The sequence below is a fragment of the Lacinutrix neustonica genome (assembly GCF_026625145.1).
GTDB classification, from domain to species: Bacteria; Bacteroidota; Bacteroidia; order Flavobacteriales; family Flavobacteriaceae; genus Lacinutrix; species Lacinutrix neustonica.
In genome coordinates this window covers 2,736,690-2,752,549 of record NZ_CP113088.1, presented here as the reverse complement: position 1 = coordinate 2,752,549, position 15,860 = coordinate 2,736,690, and the positions used below count along the sequence as shown (strand labels likewise).

The following is a 15,860-nucleotide window of genomic DNA, read 5'->3' as shown; positions in this document are numbered from 1 at the left end:
GGTCGCGTCTTCCACTGTATCTTTTTTGTAAAGCTACCCATAACCTATTAAAATAGTGGTTTTTATAAAAAGAGTTTAACAACACAGAGCGTTGCAAAAAAGGATGCCGCTACAACCGCTATCGCAAACCAGGATTAAATGAAAAACCAACACCTTAAGCATGTTTTAGAATTGACGTTTGCGACACTTTTAATAAGTACCTCCGGCGCTTTAGGTAGGTATATAGACATGCCCGCACCAGTAACCATTTGGTGGCGTAGTGCTTTGGCGATGGTGCTTTTGCTCCTTTTTTGTAAATTCAAAAACATAAATCTAAGGATAGAATCTAAAAAAGACTTGGGTGCATTTATACTAAGCGCCCTGTTTATGGCATCGCATTGGATCACCTATTTTTATGCGCTGCAACTCTCAAGCGTCGCTATTGGTATGCTATCATTGTTCACGTTTCCAATTATGACCGCATTATTAGAACCCTTTTTTTTAAGAACTAAGCTAGATTACATGCACCTTATTTTAGGGGCGATGGTACTTTTAGGGATTTACATCCTCTCTCCCGAATTAAATTTTGAGAGTGACGCCGTAAGAGGCATACTATTTGGTTTATTTTCTGCCTTGTGTTATGCCCTACGTATTTTAATACTCAAACAATACGTTTCAAGATATCATGGCAGCAGTTTAATGTTTTATCAATTGGTAATTATGAGTATTGTTTTGGTTCCTGTGTTATTTCTTTTTGAAACATCGAACATTACAACACAATTCCCCTATATTATTCTCTTAGCACTAGTAACTACGGCTATTGGGCATACGCTTTTTGTTCAAAGTTTAAAACATTTTAAAGTGAGTACTGCAAGTATTATAGGAAGTACGCAACCCATTTTTGGTATCATCATTGCCTTTTTATTTTTGAATGAAATCCCCACCTGGAACACCTTTTTTGGCGGGTTATTAATCCTTTCCACAGTGGTTATTGAGAGTTTACGCTCAAGACAACTGAAATAGCACGAGACCTTTCTGCTCCCTCATTTAAATCATAAAACCAACGTTATGAGCGCAAGACCCACAACGCTTTAACAACCTTGCTGATTAACTTAGATTAAAAAATTTAAAAAAAAGTAGCTCTATGTTTGTAGAACAAAATATTTATTCTACATTTGTAGAGAACGCTCTCATAATGTAGACTATGAAATTATCGAAAACTGAAGAAGAATTAATGAGTCACCTCTCGGAAACTAGATCGCGCCTTTATGAAAGACCTGCTCGACGCCTATCCGAGCCTAAGCCAGCAAATACAACTGTAGCTACCCTTTTAAAACGTATGGCTGACAAAGGTTTTATAGACCATAAAAAATACGGTAATTCACGCGAATATTTCCCTTTGGTTAAAAAGAAAGACTATTTCTCGAAGCACGTTAACGGGCTCATAAAAAACTTTTTTAATGACAGTAGCTCACAATTTGCTTCTTTTTTCACTAAAGAAACCAATTTAACCAAAGCAGAATTGGAAGATTTACAAGCCATTATTGCTAACGAAATTAAAAATAAGTAATTATGCTATTGATCCTTTTAAAATCGACTGCTTGTCTCGCTATTTTTATAGTGTTTTATAAGCTATTGCTAGAACGCGAAAAGATGCATCACTTTAAACGTTATTATTTATTAGCGGCATTAGTCGTTTCCTTTGCGATTCCATTTATCACCTTTATAAAATATGTAGAACCAACAATTGCTTTTAGCTATTTTCAAGTAGACAATTCTCTTGCCCTAAACCTTGAGCCAGTCGATGCACCTGTTGAAGCACCAATTAACTATTTACCAACCCTACTATGGAGTCTATACGGTTTGGGTGCTTTATTATTCGGAATAAAATTCGGAATTAATCTCTTCAGAATATTTTCAAAAATCAACAAAAACGAAAAGCAAAATCACGGGAATTTTATTACTGTTCTATTACAAGATTTGGTCTCGCCGCATACATTTTTCAGTTACATCTTTTTAAATAAAATAAAGTTTAAAACCAATGCCATTCCGCAGGAAGTATTATTACATGAGGCAACACACGCCAAACAAAAGCACAGTTTAGATGTGCTGTTTATAGAATTATTACAAGTACTCTTTTGGTTTAATCCACTACTGTATTATATTAAAAAAGACATTAAACTAAACCACGAGTTTTTAGCAGACGAAGCGGTTTTAAAACAAGGTACAGACTCATCAACTTACCAAAACATGCTATTGGCATTCTCATCACATGCCACAGAACCGGAATTGGCAAATGCTATAAATTATTCATTAATCAAAAAACGATTTACAATTATGAAAACAAAAACCTCAAGAAAAGCCATATGGCTTAGAAGTTTATTATTGCTGCCACTATTGGGTGGATTACTCTTTAGTTTCAGCAGTACAAAAGAAGTAGAAAAGCATGTTTTGCCGGAAGTTAATTATAGCATTCCTACTCTAGAACTTCAGCAGAACCCATTGCATTTAATATTAAATGGTAATCAAACAACTTTAAGTCGTTTACATGACGATTTCAAAACCATTACTCAAGGCAAAAAATCTGATCTGAAAATAGAAGCTAAAGGTGCTGTTGATTTTAGTCTCTTAAAAAACATAATGACTATAATATCTAAAGATTATTTATTAAAAATTAAACTTTCAGAACAAGCATATATCGAAAACAAAACTGAATATTCCAATAGCGCATCCCAAGAGCTGCTTTTAACTATTAACGGCGTTGTTTGCGACCAGTGCGAATTGAATCTTTCTAAAAAGGGAATAGAAGCGTTAAGACTATCCACTACAACAGGAGAAAAGATTATCTCTTTTACTTTTCAATACCCCGGTAAATCACCAGTGTCTGTTAAAGGTCATGCATTAAACACTGCGGCCAAGACCATTTTACAAGGCGTCGCTCTAGGCACTGTTATTCAATTATTAGATATCACAACAGAGAACAACAGCATGCTATCGCCAATTACGATGAAATTAGTCGATAAAAATAATCCTAACTACTCGAATTCGCCAATTGTAAAACCAGGAGACAAATCAACACTACCACCGCCCCCACCGCCACCAGCACCTATTAACGAATATAAGGCCATGAAAGCCAAGGCTAACTCTAATTTGCCACCGCCACCGCCACCACCAACAAAAACACCCCAATATAAAAAAGGAAAGAAATTAACATTAAATGAGATTATAAAAAAGACCCCAAAGGGCGTAGAGTCCGGGTATGAAATGCTTAAGAATGGTGAGTCTCATTATTTTACGGTTCATAATGGTGAAAAGACCTATTATAATAAAGATGGGTTTGTAACTGACAACAACGGAACTATTTTACCACCACCACCTCCTCCAGCACCAAAAGTAATAAAAGGAAAAGCTTCTAATATTCCGCCGCCACCAGCACCACCTCAACCTATTTCTACAAAGAAACACATTGAAAATATGGCTGCAAAAAACGCTGATTTTTTCTATAATAACGACCCGATCTCATCTAAAGAGGCCTTAAAGCTCGTGAAGTCGAATAGTAACATAAATATTTCAACGCAAACAAATAATGGCACATCTACTGTACACCTATCTACAAAACCAATCACAGTAATAAATGGTCAAGCTGCTATTCATGACCATCAAGCTAAGGCTATAGAATCTCAAAAACTAGCAATGGTAGCTCATGAAAAGGCGATGAAAGAAAATAAAAGCAGACATAAAAAAGCCCGGAAAGAGGCCTTAGAAGCGCAGCGATTAGCCATGATACATCTTAAAAAAGCTAGGGCAGAACAGACTAGACTTATGAAAACTCATAAACAAGCATTAGAACAAAGAAAATTAGCTCTAGAAGAAAGACATCAAATGATGCAACAAAATCGTAAGCCATTAGCAGAGCAATTTGTTGGCATGGAAGCAAACGGAAGCGCCTTCTTTTACGAAGGAGAAAAAATCTCTGAAGAAAAAGCCATTGCATTAATAAAAGACCACCCTAAACTCAATGTCTCCATGAGTACTATCAATGGGAAATCTACAGTTCATTTATCTAAAAAAGGAATGAAGACGGTTAATGGAAGCTTGGTAGACTAAGAATAGTCCACCTTAGTTTAAAAAAAAGCCTCAACATAGAGGCATTTTTTTGTTAAATAATGTAACAAACCTTACCCTCTAGCGTTCTAATAGTCACATCATCAATCAAATCTATTCTAATTATGCTAAAACAATTCTTCATTATTTGCTCTGGTGCAGATACCGATATCTTAAAAAATAGCGCCATAGGCGAACAAAATAAATATGCAGGCATTGGCGCTACGGTGTTTTTTACCGCCTTAATGGCTTTTATTGCTTCTAGTTATGCGCTCTATACTGTGTTTGACAATCTCTTTGCTTCCATTGGTTTTGGATTTGTTTGGGGCTTACTCATTTTTAATTTAGACCGCTTTATTGTGTCCACCATAAAAAAAAGAGACCATTTTGTAGACGAAATTATACAGGCCACACCGAGATTACTATTAGCGCTTATAATTGCTGTGGTGATTTCAAAGCCCTTAGAACTAAAGATTTTTGAAAAAGAAATCAATCAGGTTTTACTGGAACAAAAAAACGAGTTAACACTGGCTAATCAGGATCAAATTGCGCTTCAATTTACGCCTAAAACAGAAGCCCTTAAACAGGATATTATGGCTTTACAAAATGAAGTCACTACCAAAGAAGCCGAAGTAAATGCGCTTTACGGCACCTATATTCAAGAGGCCGAAGGTACAGCGGGCACCAAACGATTAGGAAAAGGGCCCGTTTACAAAGAAAAGCGTGATAAGCACGATGCCGCTTTAGCCGAACTACAAGCGCTAAAAGAAGCTAACGCCGCAAAAATAGCAACTACTGAAACAGCGCTAGCACAACTTAAGGCAAATTATGATGCACAAGTCACCACAACACAGCCTATTATTGATGGCTTTGATGGGTTAATGGCTAGAGTTACTGCTTTAGGAACATTACCCTGGCTACCCTCATTCTTTATTTTCCTATTATTCTTAGCTATTGAAACCTCTCCTATTTTTGCCAAACTATTATCCCCTAAGGGTGAATATGATTTTAAATTAGAAGATCAGGAAACGGCCATAAAAAGTTTAGTAGAGCAAAAAGTGCAGGAACGGAAATTAGCCATTAAAGCCGATTTCGCTATCAATGATAGAGTTTATACAGATCTTGCCGAAGAAGAGGAGTTATACGAATACAAACGTAAAAAAGCTCGTGAACTCATGCAATTACAAGCGGATGCTTTTTATAAAGGACAGCAAAAATTATTCTAATTAAAAGGTTCTGTCTCGGGTGAAAGGCTTTGATATCTAAACTTGTTTTTTTATCTGAAATAATTTCAGAAACTAAAAGCCCTGTTGCAGTTGCCATACTCCACCCCATCATGGCATGACCGGTTGCAATGGTAAGGTTCTTGCATTTTAAAGATTTTCCAATATAAGGCATTCCATCTGGTGAGACTGGACGCAATCCGTGAAGTTGCATTGGCCTTTTCTTTTGCTGTTAGTTCTATTTCTCGGATAGTAATTATGTGTCGCATTAGCAATGGCTTCTACTCTTGCGGCATTGATGTCTTGATTAATACCAGCTATTTCCATTGTCCCAGCAAAACGTGTAAAACCGTTCATTGGTGTTATGGCAACTTTAGCTTCTGCTAAAATGGCGGGAATGGTAATGCCTGTTTTTCGTTCCACATTTATGCAATATCCTTTTCCTGCTTGTAGTAATAATTTTAGTCCTATTTTTTTGCTTAACAATGCGGTCCATGATCCTGCTGCTAAAACAAATTCGTCAGATTTAAGCACTTGCCTATTGGTTTTTATTGAAGAAAGCAGTCCGTCATTGAACTCTAAATCTTCAACGTGTTCATTACTTAAAAACAAGACCCCAATGGCTTTTAAATGCGCTTTCATTTCACTCATAAACTCTTGTGGCGTAGAATGGGAATCACACTTATAATAGGTCGCCCCTTTTACGTTTAGGGCTATATTTGGCTCTAATTGTTTTAATTCGGATAAACTAATTTCAGAAGCCTCTAAACCTTCACGCTTTGCTATATTTGCCGTTTTAATTTCCTCCTCTAACATTTTATCGGTTTGGCATAACATAAGCAAACCTTTCTTCTCCAAATGAAAGGTGAAATTTTCGTTTTGCTTTATATCATCATATAATTTTTGACTTAGAAGTGTCATACTTTTAATAGCTGGAATCGCTTTACGCACATGATTAGCATTACACGATTTATTAAAAGCTAAGGTCCATTTTAAAAAATCAATATTTAAACGTGGCTTTATGTATAACGGACTTGTAGAATTGAACATCCACTTTAATCCTTTTTTCATGACTCCGGGAGCAGAAAGTGGCATAAGATGACTTGGTGATAAATAACCAGCGTTTACGTAAGAAGCACCCGCATCTAGGTTAGACTGATCAACAATAGTTACCTTGTGTCCTGCTTTTTGAAGATAATAGGCTGAACACAACCCTATAATGCCACCCCCAATGATAATTACCTGTTTTGCCATTTTGTTTTTTTTTGCGCCTTATAAAAGATGAAAATGATACATTAATTCACTTGAAAACCAAAAGCATAAGGATCATCTTCTGAATCAATCGTTATGGTATTATACCCGTAAATTTTCGCCCAACCTTTTATGCTCGGTATAATCGCTGGGCTACCGTTCATTGTTGTGACCGCTTCCACCCGTCCAGTAAATTTACTCCCAATAAAACTTTCATGAATGAAGTCTTCCCCCACCTTCAATTTACCTTTAGCGAATAATTGTGCCAAACGGGCCGAGGTTCCTGTCCCACACGGACTTCTGTCTATGGCTTTCTCACCATAAAACACGGCATTCCTTCCGGAAGACGTTGGATCTATAGGCTTACCCGTCCACAACACATGTGTTACATCTCGAATGGTTTTATCTTCAGGATGAATGAAAACTTCGGATACTTCTCGTTAATTCGTGCTCTAATCACTTGTGAGAAGTGAACAATTTGTCCTGCCGAAAAATTTTGTATTCCGAGAAAAATTAGGTTGTGGATCTACTATAGCGTAGTAATTTCCCCCATAGGCAACATCAAACGTTAGACTTCCCAATTGGGGACACTCTACGGTTAAATCTTCTGCTGCCAAATAGCTTTTAACATTAGTTAATTTTACCCAATCTACTTTATGTCCTGTTTGTTGGTATTCAATTTCAATCAAACCTGCTGGGGCTTCTAGTTTAACCTTCCCTGGTGTTTTAGGTTGTATTAAACCTTCTTCTATCCCAATCGTAATGCTACCAATAGTTCCATGGCCACACATAGGCAAACAGCCTGAGGTTTCAATAAATAATATAGCGCAGTCATTTTCTGGATGATGTGGCGCATACAGTATACTCCCACTCATCATATCATGGCCTCGAGGTTCATACATTAACCCTGTACGCACCCAATCGAATGCCTTCAAAAAGTGTTGCCGCTTTTCACTCATGGTATTTCCCACCAATTCGGGGCCACCTTCTTTTATTAATCTTACCGGATTGCCGCAGGTATGTGCATCTATGCAGACAAAAGTGTGTTTCATTCTATTTTAGCTTTGGTTTGCTTATTATCTACTGATCTTAAAATATCTAGAGGATTTTCATTTTTAAGAGCATCCGCAATAAATTATTGGGCCAATCCTGATAGCTAAAAGGCCGCACCCAGCGTTTTATGGAATGCGTACCAATGGCAGTGAAACGACTGTCTGTAGAAGCCGGATAAGGCCCACCATGATTCATAGCGGCACAAACTTCAACCCCGGTTGGCACACCATTGAAAATCAAACGACCGACTCTATTTTGCAGGGTCGAAATGACTTCCGAATATTTCGAAACCTCTTCATTATCTGAAATAACAGTCGCCGTTAATTGCCCTTCCAATTTTGAGATAATGTGTTCCAGTTGTTTCGCATCTTCACATTGCACCACTATGGCGTAGGGACCAAAAATCTCTTGATGTAGCGTTGGGTTTACTAAAAAGGCGCTCCCTTCGACAGTGGTAATGGTTTGCTTAGCGTAGTTCGACTGTACCTTAGCAGTATAATCGGCACCCACCGCGATTCCGCTTTGCACTAGTGCGTTTTGCTTTTTGCTCTCGTAAGCTTCCGCGATATTGGGGTGTAACATGCAGGTTGGTTCTATCTTTACAATGGCCTCTGAAAGTTTTGCAATGAAGTTTGTGAGAGCTTCAGATTTAATTCCCAATAACAATCCTGGATTTGTACAAAACTGTCCAGTGCCTAAAGTAATCGAGCCAGCGTAAACTGCAGCGAGCTGTTCTCCTCTATTTTTTAGGCCTTCCGGTAAAATCAAGACGGGATTTACACTTCCCATTTCTGCAAAAACAGGAATGGGTTCCTCCCGTTGCGCTGCTAAATCGTACAAGGCACGTCCTCCTTTTATACTTCCCGTAAAACCCACGGCCTTTACACTTGGATGTTTTACTAATTGGGTGCCAACGGCTACACCACGGCTATTCAAATTAGAAAACACACCACTAGGCATGCCCGTTTTTTGAGCTGCTTTTACAATCGCCGAAGCCACTAATTCTCCTGTTCCGGAATGCATGGGGTGCGATTTTACAATTACTGGACACCCGTAAGCTAACGCTGCAGCAGTATCACCTCCCGCTGTTGAGAATGCTAATGGGAAGTTACTGGCTCCAAAAACCACAACTGGCCCCAGTGGTATGAGTAATTTTCGTATATCCGGTTTTGGCTGAGGCTCGCGGTTTGGTTGCGCCGCATCAATCGTGGCTTCCACCCAAGAGCCTTCTAATAGGAGTGCTGCAAAACTGCGTAATTGCCCAATAGTACGGCCTCGTTCTCCATGGGCTCGCCCTTCGGGTAGACCGAGACTCTTTGCAATAGGTTTGAATAAGTGTCTCTCCTAATTCTAAAATCTCATCTGCAATCGCATTTAAGAATGTGGCTTTCTTTTCACCCGAAAAACTTCTGTAGGTTTTAAAAGCCTCAGTCGCCAAGTCTACAGCACTATTTATTTCTTCTGCTGTCGCCTCAAAGAATGCATCGTCGTTTTCAATATTCAATTGCGGATTGAATGTTTTATAAAGCGTCTTTCCTTTTGCTGAAAGCGCATTTCCGATATAATTTTTACCTGTTATCATATGACATGTTTATGGTCTGTAAAAGCCCGCAGCTATTATATTCATTTATAAATTCTTGTACTCCGGCAATTTCGGTCTTACCTTTAGTGCCTGTTCTATTACTTTTATGACCGCTGTTCGTTCTTCACCATACAAGGGTAAACGTGGTGCACGAACCTGTTCTGATCCCAATTGAGTATAGACTTCGGCCAATTTGATGTTCTGTACTAATTTAGGGTTTATATCTAACTCTAACAATGGTAAAAACCATCTAAAGATATGTATGGCTTCTTTTATACGTCCGACTTTTTGCAACTCATAAATAGCTACTGTTTCTGCCGGAAATGCACAAACCAAACCAGCAATCCAGCCCTCTGCTCCCATAATAAGACTCTCTAAGGCAATGGTATCGACACCTGTCATAACTTTTAACCGATCTCCAAAACGATTTTTTATTCGGGTCACATTAGTAATATCTCGAGTGGATTCTTTTACCGCTTGTATATTATTGCAAACCAATAATGCCTCAAACATCTCTAAAGTCACTTCAATCTTATAATCTATAGGGTTATTATAAATCATAATGGGCAAGGTCGTATTGCTAGCCACTGCTTTAAAATAGGCTACAGTTTCTCTATCACATGATTTATAGCGCATGGGCGGCAAAAGCATTAACCCTTGTGCACCATCTTCTTCTGCTTGTTGTGCCGCTAAGATAGCAGCTTTTGTCGTTTGCTCAGCAATGTTTATTAACACGGGTACGCTCCCTTTTACCATAGCAACTGTTTCTGTCGTTAAGATCCGTTTTTCATGCTCTGATAACGTACTCGCTTCTCCCAAAGTGCCCCCTAAAACAAGACCATGTACTCCAGCATCTAATTGCGCCTGTACATTGACTTTAAAAAGGTCTACATCTAAAGTATCGTCTGCTGTAAACTTTGTTGTAAGTGCAGGCATGACTCCTTTCCATTCTAAATTCATAATTTTTCATTTTTTAATAAAGTAAATGTACAGTAGCGCGTGTATTATAAATAATGCTTTTTTATCTTAGTGTAATATTATATTATCCAATACCAACTATAATAAATAGATTATGAGTAGTATTTGCGTAATTTTAAAATGAGATTATGAAAGTTTTTCCCTTTAAAATACCAAAACCCGAACAGAATGCTTTAGTCTTCCAAGAAGATTATGGTGTTGTTTTTTATGATAAACTTCACCAACATGAAGACCTACAACTCAGTGTTATTGTTGAAGGTGAAGGCACACTAATTGTTGGGGACACCATAAATGAATATAAGCCTGGTGATATCTTAATTATTGGAAGCTATTTACCTCATGTCTTTAAGAGTGACCCGCAGGCCAATAATCACTCACACATGCTGAGTTTGTTCTTTACGAAAAACACTTTTGGGAAAGATTTTTTCGAATTAGAAATGTTTCATGAATTGAAGTCGTTTTTTAAACGCTCTAAGCATGGGTTTAAAATTACGAGTCAACAAAACACAATACAAACGTCTTTTTCACAGTTAAAAGGAGCTTCAAAATTGTCTCAATTTATTATTTCTTTAGAGGTCCTAAAAACAGCCTCTAAAGCAAATTACAAAAGTCTCTCCTCGTTTATTTATGATAAAAAATATACAGAAAGAGAAGGTAAGCGTCTAAGCGCTGTTTTTGAATATACCATGTCTCATTTTGATAATGAGATTACGTTAGACCAAATATCAGATGTCGCTAACATGAGTAAAAATGCCTTTTGCAAATACTTTAAAAGAAGAACCAACAAAACATATTTCCGTTTTTTAAATGAACTTCGGGTGGAACATGCATGCAAGTTACTCTGTGCTTCCAAGGAGTTAACAATAGCCGAAGTAGCCAGTACAGTTGGATTTAATAATTTATCAAATTTTAACCGCCAGTTTAAAGCAATAAAATCAGTTAGTCCTTCGGAGTATAGAAAACAATAATTATAGCAACGTATTACGCCATTAAGTCTCTCGATGACATGGCAATCAATACTTTTAAAAAATAAGTCTTATTTTAGATGAAAATTTAAGGTACTCATTAATGATCCAAAAACAAACACCCTCAACAGTATTAATTGCCCCTTACCTATTGCTCCTTTTTATCCTTTTATTTTCACAAAATATAAATGCACAACAGACCATTGATGGTACTTTAATGCACGATGGCATACAGAGAACTTACATTCTTTACGTTCCTCAAGCTTATAACGCATCAACTCCCGCACCTTTGGTACTAAATTTCCATGGCTATACTTCTAATGCTATAGAACAAATAAATTACGGTGACTTTAGACCACTGGCAGATGAAGATGGATTTTTAATTGTGGTTCCACAAGGAACGGTAGATACTGCTGGAAATACGCATTTTAATGTGGGCTGGGGAACAAGCACTGTAGACGACATTGGTTTTATTAATGCCTTGCTCGATGACCTTTCAACGCAATACACTATAAATCAAGACCGTATTTATAGTACAGGCATGTCTAACGGTGGGTTTATGAGTTACAAACTCGCTTGTGAGTTAAGTGACCGCATTGCAGCTATCGCTTCCGTTACTGGATCGATGACTTTGGGCACAACTGGCAGCTGTAATCCTTTGCATCCCACTCCAGTTTTAGAAATTCATGGGACATCGGATGGCACTGTGAATTATAATGGAAGTAATTTTGCTACTGCGATACCCGATGTTTTGAGCTATTGGTCAAATTATAATAATACGGATACAACGCCTACCGTAACGAGTATTCCGAGATACCAACTCAACAGATGGCTCCACTGTAGAACACCTTATTTATTCTAATGGTGATAATAATGTTAAAGTGGAACATTTCAAAGTTATAGGGGGTGGGCATACTTGGCCAGGCACTAGTTATGGTTCAGCCAATCAAGACATTAATGCCTCCGAGGAAATTTGGAATTTCTTTTCACGGTATGATATTAATGGTGAAATAACAACATTGTCAATGGAATCGTTTGGACTGTCTAAAATCACGATTCATCCTAACCCAGCGGCTTCAGAAATAGCAATAAGTCATGAGAATTATTCAAAGCATTTAGATTATAAAATAGTTTCATTACAAGGAAAACTACTTAATCAAGGCATGATTAGCTCAACCAATCAAAAGATTGACATCTCTTATCTTTCTGAAGGGTTGTATTTTTTAATCGTGGAAAATACGACTTATAAAATTTTAAAAACAAACTAATGTTTGTTCTTGACACTTACACAGTAAAGCAAAAGTCTTTAGAGCTTAAAATTTTTGAGAAAAATCAAGAAGACTTTACTAGAACAAAAAATATCTTATAATAAACAGATTACAATTCTTTAACCCCCAATATCTAAACTTTATTGAATTACAAATAATGCGCTAACGTGATAAAACGTTAAATTTAAGGACGTATTTATACTGAATCGTATAGGTATATACCCTCGATTACCATCGCATATATTTCATTATCAGATAATTAAGCGTAACTTCACATAGCGCAAAAGATTAAAGTTAACATTCAATAATTAGTCTGATCAACCAATTAAAAAAATTGAATAGTTGCAAAAATTTATTAATTTTTAAAACAATGAAATTATGTCTATTCCAAAAAAAAACTAAGAATTAGTCTAAAAAAAGACACTCCAACACCTCTTTCTGTAGAGGCATTGCAAAAGCAATTAAATCAAATAGGTTTAGATTGTGCCTACACGGACCCCAAACGCCTTCAAAAGTTCAAAGAAGAGGTAGAGCCTCAATTTCCGGACGGAATAAATCAAAGTTTTGGTATTACAAAACCCAAAGCGAGTAACGATGGAAGCCCATATTACAAATCGGTATATTTAGACTCAGAGGCTATTTATCTTGGATTAGAAGAAGCTTCCAAGGGTGACTGGAAGCCGAAGCTTCAGCATTAGGATATTCTACAAAGCTTTCTACTGTTATATTTCCAAGAAATTTTAATTACCTTATGAGTAATAGAGGAGGTTTTAATGGTCATACTAGCGAGGAAAGAACAAAAGAAGATAAATATGAAACAGTAGATGCTATAAAAGAAATGTTTGTTCAAGTAGGAATAGAAGCGTCTGCATCATTAATAAAAGGGCTTGATAAAACCTCCTTAAATTCTATATTGAGCAATGCCATTGCACCTCTTGACAGACCAGAAGGAAAAGACTATAACGAGTCGGATAGTAGAGTTGTTTTCTTGATTGAAAATTACAATCCAATTACTGAAGAGGCAGACGCTATTGGAGTACTAGGAATAGATTGGAGTTTATCTATTACAGATTATAAAGAAAAAAAGCAAAAACCTAAACATGATACTAAATTAGTTGTAAGTACACGCTCTGTATTGTATGATGATTTAAATGTGTTAGAAGGAGATCTTCAATTTATAAAAGCTCACTTTGGCGATGATCTATTTGGAGCTATTCCTTCTAAACAGAAGGAAGTTAAAATTTTTGAAAAGTTACCTTCACCAGATGAAGATGTGTTTAAATATGGTTTACCATTAACTGCTAAAAATGAGTATGTCGATGTTCTTATTATGTATTCACCAAACTTACAAAGTGTAGGTAGTATTGATAATACAGATTCGGATTTAGAAACATCACTTAGTAAGACCATAACCAGTGGTTTTACATTTACGATGGGTCAAAAAATATCTGTTGGAGCAGAATTTGAAGCTGGCGTTGTATTTGCAAAGGGCAAAGCATCCATTAATTTAGAAGTCTCTTTTTCAGAGCAATGGAACAACAGTCAATCTGAAACAATAGCTTTTAAAGCTCCTGCGGGCAAATCTGCTTATTGCTATCAAGGGTATTTATTAACAAGGTATTTACGGTTTAGTCCAAAAGATCAATCTTACAAATATGTAGAAAGTGAAGGGCGATTTTTAACTAACATTTTAAAAACGAGCCAAAAACCTATAGTGGGGGTTGCCAAGTTAAATAAATAGTATAAGAGATAGTTTAACAAGAAAGCTGTTAAACTATCTCTTTAAATAACATCTTACTTTATAATTTTTTAACGTACTCTGTAATAATTACAATTTGTGTTGGCCCTACTTTACCTTCAATATACGTGGCGTTTTCTCGATCTAAACGTATATTTCTAACTGGCGTCCCTTGTTTGGCAACCATACTAGATCCTTTTACTTTTAAATCCTTGACTAAGACCACAGAATCTCCATTTTCTAAAATAACACCATTGACATCTCTGTGTATTATTTTTTCAGATTCCTCTTTATGCTCTCCACTAGCTCTTGCTAAAGCCAAGGCTTCATCTTCTAAATACATCATATCTAACAAATCTTTTGGCCACCCCTCACCACGTAGCCTTTGTAGCATACGCCAAGCCATAATTTGTACAGCAACATGCTCACTCCACATACTATCATTTAGACATCTCCAATGATTGGGATCCATTTCTGTATTGCCTTCAATTTGATCATAACAGTTTGTACAAACCAATAGACTATTGTCAACCGTTTCTGTTAAAGCGGGTGGGATATTATATTGTTTTATATCTGTAGTAGACGTGCACAACTCACAGGATGAGTTGCTTCTGTCTTGTAACATTTGTAATAAGCTCATGCTAAATACTTTTTGATGACCACAAATATAGTAATTGCATTATAATCTACTAGTAAAACAAGGATTAACATGCTTTCTGAATACTTTTTACAACTCCCTTGTCTACATCTACATAAACTTCTAACAACTTAGCATTATTTGAATTAAAGATGACCTCTTTAGCTTTTGCAGGAATCAATATCGTTTCTCCTATTTTTAAACTTTCAGTATGATTACCTGTGCTAACATTTACTTCGCCTTCAACACATATAAAGATGACAAAAGAGTCTAATTTAGAATAGTCTATTGCTAGATATTTTGTGATGTTTAAAATATTAGTGGTAAAATACTCACAGTTAACCAAATTAGTAGTCGTATTTGGCTGCATAGTATATTGTAACTTCCCGTTCGAATCAAATTGCTTTGTTGCTTTTTCTGCAAATTTTGTATGCAACTTTCTTTTCTCTCCACTGTCATCTTTTCTATCCCAATCATAAACTCTGTAAGTAATATCTGATGTTTGTTGTATTTCTGCAGCTAAAACACCTGCCCCAATGGCGTGTATTTTACCTGCTGGAATAAAAAAACTATCGCCTTTTTTTACTTGTTCCCTATTAAAGATAGCGTCTACATTTTGTGCATTGATATTCTGTAATACTTTTATATTCGTTTTTTTATCCTTTAATCCTAAAACGATATCTGCATTCTCATCACTATCCATAATATACCACATCTCAGTTTTCCCAAAACTATTATGGTGCTTTTTAGCCATTTTATTATCTGGATGTACTTGTACAGATAAATCTGTTTTCGCATCTAAAAACTTGATTAATAAAGGGAAACTATAACCGAAATTTTTAAAATTTTCAGTACCTAAAAGCATTTCTTCATATTCTTCTATCAATTCTTTTAAATTAGTGCCTTTATAAATGCCATTACTAATTTCAGAAATGTTTCCGTTTACATCAGAAATCTCCCAGCTTTCACCTATTTTATCTCCATCTGTGTCTTTTCCTAAAAATGTAGCAAGTTTATTACCTCCCCATATTTTTTCTTTTAATATCGGATTAAATTTTATTGGATATACTTTCATGATATTA

14 protein-coding genes and 2 pseudogenes are annotated in these 15,860 nt (G+C 36.3%); 9 read left to right on the top strand and 7 right to left on the bottom strand.

Features of this window, described 5'->3' with window-relative positions:
• The first annotated feature begins 138 nt into the window (after nt 1–138).
• The 4 genes from N7U66_RS15005 (at nt 139) to N7U66_RS14990 (ending at nt 5,309) form a co-directional block, all read left to right on the top strand.
• Nucleotides 139–1,002 carry a DMT family transporter gene (locus tag N7U66_RS15005; protein WP_267675977.1) on the top strand — a complete coding sequence of 288 codons (864 nt, stop codon included), beginning with the start codon at nt 139–141 and terminating at the stop codon, nt 1,000–1,002.
• Between the two features lie 181 nt (nt 1,003–1,183).
• A complete protein-coding gene (locus tag N7U66_RS15000; protein ID WP_267675976.1) occupies nt 1,184–1,549 on the top strand; it encodes a BlaI/MecI/CopY family transcriptional regulator in 366 nt (121 codons plus the stop codon).
• Between the two features lie 2 nt (nt 1,550–1,551).
• Nucleotides 1,552–4,086, top strand: coding sequence for a M56 family metallopeptidase (locus N7U66_RS14995; RefSeq protein ID WP_267675975.1), 2,535 nt, complete (start codon nt 1,552–1,554; stop codon nt 4,084–4,086).
• 122 nt (nt 4,087–4,208) lie between these two features.
• On the top strand, nt 4,209–5,309 hold the full coding sequence (locus tag N7U66_RS14990) for a DUF4407 domain-containing protein (RefSeq protein ID WP_267675974.1): 1,101 nt from the start codon (nt 4,209–4,211) through the stop codon (nt 5,307–5,309).
• Here the strand turns inward: N7U66_RS14990 and N7U66_RS14985 are convergent.
• The 5 genes and pseudogenes from N7U66_RS14985 to N7U66_RS14965 all read right to left on the bottom strand — a co-directional run bounded on the left by N7U66_RS14985 (nt 5,257) and on the right by N7U66_RS14965 (nt 10,152).
• Nucleotides 5,257–5,481: a hypothetical protein gene (locus N7U66_RS14985; protein WP_267675973.1), complete on the bottom strand. Its 225-nt coding sequence runs from the start codon at nt 5,479–5,481 to the stop codon at nt 5,257–5,259. The genes N7U66_RS14990 and N7U66_RS14985 overlap by 53 nt on opposite strands.
• The gene (locus tag N7U66_RS14980) at nt 5,457–6,560 is read right to left on the bottom strand and encodes an NAD(P)/FAD-dependent oxidoreductase (protein ID WP_267675972.1); all 1,104 of its coding nucleotides are present in this window, start codon (nt 6,558–6,560) and stop codon (nt 5,457–5,459) included. The genes N7U66_RS14985 and N7U66_RS14980 overlap by 25 nt, the downstream gene beginning before the upstream one ends.
• 41 nt (nt 6,561–6,601) lie before the next feature.
• A pseudogene (locus N7U66_RS14975) lies at nt 6,602–7,609 on the bottom strand (4-hydroxyproline epimerase).
• Nucleotides 7,606–9,192: pseudogene (locus N7U66_RS14970) on the bottom strand (aldehyde dehydrogenase (NADP(+))). Before N7U66_RS14970 ends, N7U66_RS14975 begins: the two co-directional pseudogenes overlap by 4 nt.
• A 45-nt stretch (nt 9,193–9,237) precedes the next feature.
• The gene (locus N7U66_RS14965) at nt 9,238–10,152 is read right to left on the bottom strand and encodes a dihydrodipicolinate synthase family protein (protein WP_267675971.1); all 915 of its coding nucleotides are present in this window, start codon (nt 10,150–10,152) and stop codon (nt 9,238–9,240) included.
• A gap of 146 nt (nt 10,153–10,298) precedes the next feature.
• On the opposite strand from N7U66_RS14965, the gene N7U66_RS14960 reads away from it, so the two are divergent.
• From N7U66_RS14960 to N7U66_RS14940, 5 genes are all read left to right on the top strand, one after another.
• On the top strand, nt 10,299–11,138 hold the full coding sequence (locus N7U66_RS14960; RefSeq protein ID WP_267675970.1) for an AraC family transcriptional regulator: 840 nt from the start codon (nt 10,299–10,301) through the stop codon (nt 11,136–11,138).
• 100 nt (nt 11,139–11,238) lie between these two features.
• Complete coding sequence (locus N7U66_RS14955) at nt 11,239–11,997, top strand: alpha/beta hydrolase family esterase (protein WP_267675969.1); 759 nt, start codon at nt 11,239–11,241, stop codon at nt 11,995–11,997.
• A gap of 19 nt (nt 11,998–12,016) precedes the next feature.
• On the top strand, nt 12,017–12,403 hold the full coding sequence (locus N7U66_RS14950; RefSeq protein WP_267675968.1) for a T9SS type A sorting domain-containing protein: 387 nt from the start codon (nt 12,017–12,019) through the stop codon (nt 12,401–12,403).
• Nucleotides 12,404–12,852: 449 nt separating this feature from the next.
• Nucleotides 12,853–13,101 (top strand): hypothetical protein, encoded by a 249-nt coding sequence (locus N7U66_RS14945; RefSeq protein ID WP_267675967.1) that lies wholly within the window; start codon nt 12,853–12,855, stop codon nt 13,099–13,101.
• 53 nt (nt 13,102–13,154) lie between these two features.
• Nucleotides 13,155–14,144, top strand: a complete 990-nt coding sequence (locus tag N7U66_RS14940) for a hypothetical protein (RefSeq protein ID WP_267675966.1) — start codon at nt 13,155–13,157, stop codon at nt 14,142–14,144.
• A gap of 58 nt (nt 14,145–14,202) precedes the next feature.
• Here N7U66_RS14940 and N7U66_RS14935 read toward each other — a convergent pair whose 3' ends face one another.
• On the bottom strand, nt 14,203–14,781 hold the full coding sequence (locus N7U66_RS14935; protein WP_267675965.1) for a PhnA domain-containing protein: 579 nt from the start codon (nt 14,779–14,781) through the stop codon (nt 14,203–14,205).
• A gap of 64 nt (nt 14,782–14,845) precedes the next feature.
• Complete coding sequence (locus N7U66_RS14930; RefSeq protein ID WP_267675964.1) at nt 14,846–15,853, bottom strand: type I phosphomannose isomerase catalytic subunit; 1,008 nt, start codon at nt 15,851–15,853, stop codon at nt 14,846–14,848.
• Between the last annotated feature and the right edge of the window lie 7 nt (nt 15,854–15,860).